6 protein-coding genes are annotated in these 7803 nt (G+C 67.2%); 2 read left to right on the top strand and 4 right to left on the bottom strand.

Annotation, left to right across the window (positions count from 1 at the left end):
* Nucleotides 1-332: 332 nt before the first annotated feature.
* Entirely contained in the window at nt 333-1400 is a 1068-nt protein-coding gene (locus DIE15_RS29840) for a porin (RefSeq protein WP_124835029.1), read from the top strand.
* 510 nt (nt 1401-1910) lie between these two features.
* Complete coding sequence (proP, locus tag DIE15_RS29835) at nt 1911-3380, top strand: glycine betaine/L-proline transporter ProP (protein WP_124835028.1); 1470 nt, start codon at nt 1911-1913, stop codon at nt 3378-3380.
* A gap of 96 nt (nt 3381-3476) precedes the next feature.
* Here the strand turns inward: proP and DIE15_RS29830 are convergent, their stop codons facing one another.
* The 4 genes from DIE15_RS29830 to DIE15_RS29815 form a co-directional block, all read right to left on the bottom strand.
* The gene (locus DIE15_RS29830; protein WP_057929054.1) at nt 3477-4301 is read right to left on the bottom strand and encodes an alpha/beta fold hydrolase; all 825 of its coding nucleotides are present in this window, start codon (nt 4299-4301) and stop codon (nt 3477-3479) included.
* Nucleotides 4302-4590: 289 nt separating this feature from the next.
* Nucleotides 4591-5943 (bottom strand): TRAP transporter large permease, encoded by a 1353-nt coding sequence (locus DIE15_RS29825; RefSeq protein ID WP_124835027.1) that lies wholly within the window; start codon nt 5941-5943, stop codon nt 4591-4593.
* Between the two features lie 4 nt (nt 5944-5947).
* Entirely contained in the window at nt 5948-6526 is a 579-nt protein-coding gene (locus tag DIE15_RS29820; RefSeq protein WP_124835026.1) for a TRAP transporter small permease, read from the bottom strand.
* Entirely contained in the window at nt 6523-7509 is a 987-nt protein-coding gene (locus tag DIE15_RS29815; RefSeq protein WP_124835025.1) for a TRAP transporter substrate-binding protein, read from the bottom strand. Before DIE15_RS29815 ends, DIE15_RS29820 begins: the two co-directional genes overlap by 4 nt.
* Nucleotides 7510-7803 lie beyond the last annotated feature (294 nt).

The following is a 7803-nucleotide window of genomic DNA, read 5'->3' as shown; positions in this document are numbered from 1 at the left end:
CTGTTGCGCTCGCTCGCGAAGGGCGAGGCGATCACGCAGGACACCTCCACCCTCGAGAACCCGGCGATCCTCGAGCAGCTTGGCCAGTCGCTCTGAATGACGAGGCCGGCACTTCCCGGCACTTCCCGGCCTCCCCGACTTCCTCGACGCACGCGCGTTCCGGCGCCCATCCCGGCCATGAACGCGTCGCGCACGGCCGCTACCCGGCCGCGCACGTGCGTCCCGCCGCGCCCACCCTGCGTGCGCGGCCCGCGCGACGGACACCGCCAAGCGCGGCATCCGTCGCATCCCCTGTTCGATGCAACGACGTACAACAACACTGGAGACACCCAATGAAAAGCAGAATCGTGATCGGTTGCGCGGCGCTGGCAGGCGCGATGGCCGGTACCAGCGCCTTCGCGCAAAGCAGCGTGACGCTGTACGGCAACCTCGACGCCGCCTTGCTGTACACGAGCAAGACGCTCGACGCGGCCACCGGCGCGAACGCCGGCCATCAGTTCGCGATGACCGACACCGGCATGACGCCGACGACGTTCGGGATGACCGGCACCGAGGATCTCGGCGGCGGCCTCAAGGCGAAATTCCAGCTCGAAAGCGGCTTTGCCGTCACCAACGGCGCGTTCGCCCATTCGAACGGCAATTTCTTCGGCCGCCAGGCGTGGGTCGGGCTCGACGGCGGCTTCGGCACGGTCAAGGCCGGCGTGCAGTACTCGCCGTTCCTGCTCGCGATCTTCGATTCGGATCCGCGCAGCTTCTCGCACTTCGGCAGCGGGCTGATCAACTACGTCGACAACGTGCTGGTGACGGGCCTGTTCAACCCGAACGCCGTGTCGTACACCAGCCCGACGATCGCCGGCCTCACCGGCAGCGCGATGTTCGCATTCGGCGGCAAGGCCGGCGACTTCCAGGCCGGACGCCAGTATTCGGCGAGCCTCAAGTACGAGCATGGCGGCTTCATGATCGACGCCGCGTTCTACGACGGCAACGACGGCACCAACCCGACGCCGACGCCGAGCACCGTCGCGTTCGTCGGACGCACGATCGGCGCCGCGTACCGCTTCGGCCCGGTCACCGCGAAGGCGTCGTTCGCGAGCTACAAGGTCGGCGGATCGTTCAGCAACAACGTGTACGGCGGCGGCCTCGACTACCAGGCAACGCCGACCGTCGACCTGAACGGCGGCGTGTGGTTCACCAGCGACCGCAACGACACGGCCAATCACTCGCTGCTCGCGGCCGTCGGCACGACCTACAGCCTGTCGAAGGCGACCGCGCTGTACGCGCAGGTCGCGATGGTCAACAACCACGGCGCGATGAACACCGGGCTCGGGATCAACAACGCGCTTTACGCGGTTACCGGCACGACCGTCGGCGCGAACGTCGGGATCCGTCACATGTTCTGATCCACGGGCGGCGGTTTCGGCACCGGATCGCCGCCGCTCTGAATTCGCAGTCCGAATCATCTTCCGCCGGATCGGGCGCGCGACGGCGCGTCCGGATTCGGCGCGACCTCCATCGCATGTGCAACCGTGTGCAACCGTGCGCGACGCACCGTCCGTGTCATGCCGCACGATCCGCGACGTGCTGCGTCCCCGCACGCCGCGCATCGGTATAGACCGCCATCGACGCAGCTCGGACCGCCAGACCCTCACCGGGCCACCGGCCCGGTGAGTTGCCTGTTTGCGCCATCCGTGTCGTTTACGACCGGTTTCCGGGCGCATGACCGATAGTCCGCTCTATCGGTTTCTCTACACTGCTTCACACCAACACACTTGCCGGGTGTCGGGTGCCGCACGCCGCGCCTCCGACATCACGGCGTCCCCGAGACAACTGCCTTCGTCCCCGACGGTACCGCGCCGGCCCCACCGCGCACCCGTTCGGCCAGCCGCGAAGGCTCCCTTCAGGAGCGTTCATTGAGTTCATCCCAAGCGCACCCCGCGAAAGCCCGGTCTTCGCGCAAGGCCCTCAAGCCGGACGACATCACGATCGTCGATCCTGCCGTCCTGAAGCGTGCGGTCGGGGCCATGGCGTTCGGCAATGCGATGGAATGGTTCGACTTCGGCGTCTACAGCTACATCGCCGTCACGCTCGGCAAGGTGTTCTTTCCGTCGAGCAACCCGTCCGCGCAGTTGCTCGCCACCTTCGGCACGTTCGCGGCCGCCTTCCTCGTGCGCCCGCTCGGCGGCATGGTGTTCGGCCCGCTCGGCGACCGCATCGGCCGCCAGCGCGTGCTCGCCGCCACGATGATCATGATGGCCATCGGCACCTTCGCGATCGGCCTGATCCCCAGCTACGCGTCGATCGGCATCATGGCGCCCGTGCTGCTGCTCATCGCCCGCCTCGTGCAGGGCTTCTCGACCGGCGGCGAATACGGCGGCGCCGCCACCTTCATCGCCGAGTTCTCGACCGACAAGCGCCGCGGCTTCATGGGCAGCTTCCTCGAGTTCGGCACGCTGATCGGCTATACGCTCGGTGCGGCCACCGTCGCGATCCTGACGGCGACGCTGTCGCAGGAAGCGCTGCTGTCGTGGGGCTGGCGCGTGCCGTTCTTCATCGCCGGTCCGCTCGGCCTCGTCGGCCTGTACGTGCGGCTCAAGCTCGAGGAAACGCCCGCGTTCAAGAAGGAAGCCGAGGCGCGCGAGGCGGACGAACGGTCGCGCCCGAAGCAGTCGTTCGGCACGCTGCTCGTCGAACAGTGGAAACCGCTGCTGCTCTGCGTCGGCCTCGTGCTGATCTTCAACGTGACCGACTACATGGCGCTGTCGTACCTGCCGAACTACCTGTCGGCGACGCTGCACTTCAACGAGACGCACGGCCTCTTCATGGTGCTGCTCGTGATGGTGCTGATGATGCCGATGACGCCCTACGCCGGCCATCTGTCGGACCGGGTCGGCCGCAAGCCGGTGATGATGGCCGGCTGCGTCGGCCTGCTCGTGCTGTCGGTGCCCGCGCTGATGCTGATCCGCACCGGCGGGATGCTGTCGGTGTTCGGCGGGATGCTGATCTACGGCACGCTGCTGTCGACCTTCACCGGCGTGATGCCGTCCGCGCTGCCCGCGCTGTTCCCGACGCGAATCCGCTACGGCGCGCTCGCGATCGGCTTCAACGTGTCGGTATCGCTGTTCGGCGGCACGACGCCGCTCGTCACCGCGTGGCTCGTCGATCGCACCGGCGACCTGATGATGCCGGCCTACTACCTGATGGGCGCGTCGTTTATCGGCATCGTGTCGGTGCTCGCGCTGCGCGAAACGGCACGGCGGCCGCTGCCCGGCTCCGCACCGTGCGTCGCGAGCCGTGCCGAGGCGCAGGACCTGATTCGCCGCGGTGCCGACGAAGGCCGCGTGCGGGAGCGCAAATTCACGCCGATCGGCGAGCGCGCGTAACACGCACGTAGCACATCAGGCAGGCATCACCCATCAAGCAGGCCCGCATGACGCGACGCCGCGCGGCACCCGCCGCCGGTGTCGCGCAGGCGACCGTCAGCCCGCCGCGAGTTGCTGCTCGTCGAACCAGTCGAGCAGCGTCCGCGTGACGAACGCGGGATTCTCCAGGTTCGAGATATGGCCCGCGTCGGGCACGAGCGCATGGCGGCAGCCGATCACGCTCGCCATCTTCACCGTCTCCGACGGCGGGCGCGCCATGTCGCCCGCACCGCACATCAACAGCGTGCGTTCGGCATCCAGTTCGGCGAGCGCGGCAAGCGTATTCGGCCGCCCGAAGATCAACCGGCCGAGCGGGACGATCGATTCCCGCAGCCGGTCGGCCGGCAGGCTCGCAAGCGCAGCACGAAAGGCGCTCGGCGCCGGGTCGGCGAGATTCACGTCCGGCCGGAAGAACAGCGGCACGATCGCATCGAGCAGCGGCGGCGCGATGCAACCGGCGGCGGCGATCGCGTCGAGCATCCCGAAGTAGCGCAGGCGCGTCGCATCGGGCTCGGCCTCGAGCGACGCATCCATCAGCACGAGCGAGCGCACGCGCCGCGGTTCGCGCAGCGCGAGCCGCGCGCCCCACATCCCGCCGACGCTGAGCCCGACCACCGCGCACTGCTCGATCTCCAGCGCATCGAGCAGCGCGCTTGCGTGCGCGGCGAGATCGTCGAGCGTGTGCGTGCCGTCCGGCAGCGGGCCCGACGCGCCATGCCCCCACAGGTCCGGCACGATCACGCGATACCGGCGCGACAGCGCATCGATCTGCGGCGCCCACATCGCCGCGTCCCACAGATAGCTGTGCCCGAGCAGCACCGGAAAGCCGGTGCCGTGATCCTGGTAATGCAGCGTGTTGCCATGAACGCGGTGTGCGGGCATGTCGTCTCCGGATGTCGATACGGTCGGCAGCGACCCGGAAACGGGCGCCGCGATCTGTGGCGTTCTGCGATGAACGCGAAGCGGCGAATCATCGCACAGGTTGCGGCCGCTGCGTGTGACTGCCGCCGGGCCTGCCGCGACGCAGGAAGCCGGGCGCGTGCGCCATGCGACCGGCACGCCATGCGGTCGTCATGTTCATGTGGGTTCGCGGTGCGGGAAGAAACCGTCGATGTGATTGCGGCGCCGGACAACCTCGGTCGTCCGGCGCCGCAAGGAGCAACGCAAGCGGTCAGAACACCGCGTGCCCGCTGATCAGGCTCGGCAGCCAGGTGGAGAAGAACGGCAGGTACGTGACGATGTTGATCGCACTGAAGATCGCGAGGTAGTACGGCCACGCCATCTTCGTCGTCTCGCCGATCGACACGTTGCCGATCGCGCAGCCGACGAACTGCACCGATCCGATCGGCGGGTGCACGAGGCCGAGCGAGCAGTTCAGCAGCAGCATGATCCCGAATTGCACCGGCCCGACGCCGCACGCCATCGCGATCGGCAGGAACAGCGGCGTCGTGATCAGGATGTGCGCGGCCATGTCGACGAAGGTGCCGAGGAACACCTGGATGATGTTGATGTACAGCAGCATCAGCCACGGCGCGGCGGTCGACTGCTTGAGCAACCCTTCGATCGCATCCGGAATCTCCAGGTACGACATCTGGAAGCGCAGCATGTTCGACACGGCGATCAGCAGCAGCACGACGCCCGTCGTGCGCGCCGCATGCGACAGCGCGCGGCGCAGCTTCGCGACGGTCAGCGTGCGGTACACGATCGCGGTCAGCACGAGCGAATACACGACGGCGATCGCGGCCGCTTCGGTCGCAGTCGCAATCCCCTTCGCGACGCACACGAGGATGATCGCGATCACCATCAGGCCCGGCACCGCGCCGACGAAGCTGCGCAGCACCGCATACCAGCCGGGAAACGACGGCAGCGCGGACGAACCGTCCTCACGGCGCGGATAGCCGTGACGCACGGCCTGCCAGTACGCGGCGGCGAGCACGCAGCCCATCACCCACAGCACCGGCAGGAGCCCGGAGAACAGCAGGTCGCCGATCGACACGCCGCTCACCTGCTGGCCGTGCAGCATCCCCGTGATGCCCTGCGCGGCGAACGCGTAGATGATCATGTTGGTCGACGTCGGCATCAGCGCGCCGGCGAGCGACGCGTGAGTCGTCACGTTGACCGCATAAGCCGCGCTGTAGCCTTCGCGCTTCATCAGCGGAATCACCACGCCGCCCATCGCCGACGTATCGGCGGTCGGCGAGCCCGACACGCCGCCGAACAGCGTGCACGCGACGACGTTGGCCATCCCGAGGCCGCCGCGGAAATGGCCGACGGTCGCCTGCGCGAAGCGCAGGATCCGGTCCGCGATGCCGCCATGCAGCATCAGTTCGCCGGAGAAGATGAAGAACGGCACCGCGAGGAACGAGAACGCGTTCATCCCCGAGATCATCGCCTGCATCGCGGTCGCGATCGGCAGCCCTTCGACCATATAGGTCAGCACGCAGGAAATGCCGAGCGCGAACGACACGGGCACGCCAAGCACGAGGAATATCAGAAAACTGACGGACAGGATCGCGAGTTCCATGGCGTTATTGTCCCGACGAAGAGCGACGAAGCGCGAGCAGGTGCTCGAGCGAGAAGAGGATGATGGCGATCGCCGCGGGAATCGTGATCAGGTAGCGCACGCCTTCGGGCAGCCCGATGATCGGAATGCGGTCGCCCATCGTCTCGGCGGCCATGCTGCCGCAACCGGCCATGATCGCGATCGCGAACGCGATCAGGCTCAGGTGCTGGATCGCGATCACCACGGTGCGCGGGCCCGGCGACAGGCGCCGCACGAGCGAGTCGAGGCCGATATGGCCGCCGTCGCGCACCTTCATCGCCGCGCCGAACATCGCGATCACGATCACCAGCAGCAGCGCGATCGGCTCGACGAAGTCGGGCGCGTTCTCGAACACGTAGCGCATCACGACCGCGTAGAACACCAGCACCGTGAGCGCCGCGAGACACAGCGACGCGACCACGGCCAGCGCGCGGAACAGCAGGTCGTTCACGCAGCGCAGCAGCGGCGCCGCCGCGCGCGGCCGGCACGGCGCCGCACCGTCCGCGGCGGCCGCGTCCGGCGAGCCGACGGCCGCCGCGCCGTTCAGGGAAGTGCGACGGGTCACTTGGTTGCCTCGATCTCGTCGACGATCTGCTTCATCTGCGGCGTCTTCTCGTACTTCGCCCACAGCGGCTGCATCGCCTTCACGAATGCCGCGCGGTCGATCTGCGCGGCCGGCAGGATCTTCGCGCCGCCCTTCGTCACCGTCTGCTGCGCCGATGCCTCGCGCGCGGTCCACAGCTTCTGGTAGTACGGCACCGAATCGGCCGCGGCCTTCCGGATCGCGGCCTGTTCCTGCGGCGACAGCGTGTCCCAGATCTTCTTCGAGAACACCAGCACTTCCGGCGTCATCGCGTGCTGCGTCTCCGAGTAGTCGGGCGCCACTTCGAAGTGCTTGGTTTCCTCGTACGACGGCATGTTGTTTTCCGCCGCGTCGACGAGGCCCGTCTTCAGGCCCGTGTACACCTCGGCGAACGGCATCGGCGTCGGCGTGCCGCCCATCGCCTTGATCTCGTCGACCATCAGGTCCGACGGCTGCACGCGCACCTTCAGCCCCTTCATGTCGGCAGGCGTACGCACCGGGCGCTTCGCGTAGATCGAGCGCGCGCCGCTCTCGTAGAACGTCAGCGCGATCATCCCCTTCGCCGAGAACGCGTCGAGAATCTTCTGGCCGGCCGGGCCGTACATCGCCTTGCGGAAATGGTCGACATCGCGGAACAGGAATGGGAACGACGGGATCAGCGACTCCGGCACGATCTCGTTGAACGACGCGCCGTTCACGCGCGCCATGTCGATCGCGCCGATCCGCACCTGGTCGACCGTGTCCTTCTCGGAACCGAGCGCGCTGTTGCCGAACACCTTGATCGAATCCTTGCCGCTCGTCAGCTTCGACAGTTCGTCGCCCATGTACTTGACCGCCATGTTGGTCGGGAAGCTGTCGCCGTGCACGTCCGCCGAGCGGAACACGCGGGCCTGCGCGGACACCGCGAAGCCGGCCATCAGCGCGACGGCCAGTGCGATACGGGAGCGGGTGAATGGGTGCGTCATCGTCAGTCTCCTTGTTGGTTGCTCGTTGTTTGGCGGCGATCCGGGCGGCGTCCGCATCCGTCGTTGCACGGCCTTCGCAGAATCGCAGTCATACGTTGTATGACGTGTCGAAGTGAATGTACGTCGGTTAATCGTTTAACTCACTTGGTGCATACCCCTATAAGGGCCTCTGTGGCGGGTTTACGGCCGGGTAAAGGGAAAAGCTTTCTCTATTGGGCAGGAAGCTGGCGAAACGTTTTCCGGAAGCAGGTCCCAATTTGAATCGGCGCGGTGCTGTGTCGTTTTCCCGATGCC

Source organism: Burkholderia sp. Bp9031, from assembly GCF_003857965.1.
In the GTDB taxonomy this organism is placed as follows: Bacteria; Pseudomonadota; Gammaproteobacteria; order Burkholderiales; family Burkholderiaceae; genus Burkholderia; species Burkholderia ambifaria_A.
This window is presented reverse-complemented; position numbering and strand designations above follow the sequence as displayed.